Annotated in this window: 1 protein-coding gene and 1 pseudogene; one reads left to right on the forward strand and one right to left on the reverse strand. The window is 66.3% G+C overall.

Going from position 1 to position 1,758, the window contains the following annotated elements; translation table 11 throughout:
• A partial coding sequence (locus D8M29_RS11875) for a helix-turn-helix transcriptional regulator (protein ID WP_148110838.1) occupies window positions 1–179 on the reverse strand: 179 nt, incomplete at its 3' end.
• Between the two features lie 248 nt (window positions 180–427).
• Between D8M29_RS11875 and D8M29_RS14555 the strand changes: the two are divergent.
• Window positions 428–1,630, forward strand: a pseudogene (locus D8M29_RS14555) (DDE-type integrase/transposase/recombinase); the annotation flags it as partial.
• Window positions 1,631–1,758 lie beyond the last annotated feature (128 nt).

Here is a 1,758-nt window from a genome sequence, read left to right on the forward strand (position 1 = left end):
TCGCGCAGGCATGCCAGGTGGTTGGACACGTTCGGGCGTGTCAGGTCCAGATCTCGGGCCAGTTCCGCCGGGTAAGCGGGATGGTCGAGCAGGGTCAAGATGATCCGGGATCGAGTGGGGTCGGCCAGTGCACGACCCAGGCGGTTCATCACGTCGAGACGCGAAGCAATAGTCATCATGGACTGAACTATACAGTGCGAACTGAACACTCGGTCACAGGCGTCAGCCCAGATCGCATGCCCGTAAGGGGATCCTTCACCGTACGTCGAGCGAGCTCAGTCCTCGAGTCATTTTCAGAAGTCGACTGCGCTCTCGGGCCCGTCCTCTCGGGGGTGGTGTCGTCGACTCCCGAGCCCTGGTCGTTCAGTAGTCCTGTGCACTAGCGTCGCATCTGCTCAGTAGTCCTGTTCTCTATGAGGAGGCGGGCGTGGACGGCGACCAGGATGAGATGGCTGGACCGGGCGTGCTTGCGGTGCCCGAGCGTGAGTGGGAGCAGGCCCGGTTGCGGGCCGGGGTGATCGGTCGCCTGGCCGAGCACGATCCAGTGGGACTGGCTGTCGTCGACGAAGCCGCGATGGAGCTGGGGATCTCCCGGCGCCGGGTGTACGTGCTGCTGGAGCGGTACCGGCGGGGCTCGGGCCTGGTCACTGATCTTGTCCCCCGGCGATCGGATGGTGGCAAGGGTGGGGGCCGGCTGACGGAGCCAGTGGAGCAGATCATCCGTGAGCTGGTGCGCCAGCGGTACTTGACCCGGCAGAAGCGCAGCATTGCCTCCCTGCATCGGGAGATCACGCGGGCCTGCGCCGTGTAGGGGCTGCCGGCTCCGGCACGGAACACGGTGGCCGCGCGGATCGCTCGGATGAATCCGGTCGAGGTGGGCCGGCGGCGCGAGGGGGCCGAGAGCGTCCGGCCGTTGCAATCGGCCGGGGACGAGGTTCCGGTAGTCGAGTCGATCCTGGACCAGGTGCAGATCGATCACACGGTCATGGATCTGATCGTGGTCGATGACCGTGACCGTCAGCCGATCGGACGGCCGTATCTGACGGTGGCCATCGACGTGCGCAGTCGGTGTCTGGTTGGAATGGTGGTGACCTTGGAGCCGCCCTCGGCGGTGTCGGTGGGGTTGTGCCTGGCCCATGCGGCCGGTGACAAGCGGCCCTGGCTGGAGCGGCTCGGAATCGACGCGGCCTGGCCGATGAGTGGCAAGCCGAAGGTCCTGTATGTGGACAATGCTCGGGAGTTCAAGAGCGAAGCGCTCACCCGCGGGTGCGACCAGCACGGTATCAGCCTCGACTACCGCCCGCTGGGCCGGCCGCATTACGGCGGGATCGTCGAGCGGGTCATCGGCACGGCCATGCGACAGATCCACGAGCTGCCGGGGACCACGTTTTCGAACCCAGTCGAGCGTGGAGCGTACGACGCCGAGAAGATGGCCGCACTGACGATTGCCGAGTTGGAGCGGTGGCTGGTGTTGGCTGTGGCGACCTACCACGGCACGGTGCACTCCACGCTGGGCCAGACCCCGGCCGGACGGTGGGTCGAGTCGGTCGCAGCGACCAGTACCCCGATGACGACGGCCAACCCAACGGCGTTCTTAGTGGACTTTCTGCCCGTGTTCCGCCGCAAGCTCAGGGCGTGTCAACTTGTCTGTGTAAGCGGGGTGGTCACAGGTAGGGGTTGATCCGGTCGGGGTAGGCCGCGGCGAGCTGGGCGAGGGCCTGCTTCCAGTTCGTGACGGCCTGGCCTTCGACGAGCCGG

The organism is Micrococcus sp. HSID17227 (assembly GCF_003989405.1).
In the GTDB taxonomy this organism is placed as follows: Bacteria; Actinomycetota; Actinomycetes; order Actinomycetales; family Micrococcaceae; genus Micrococcus; species Micrococcus luteus.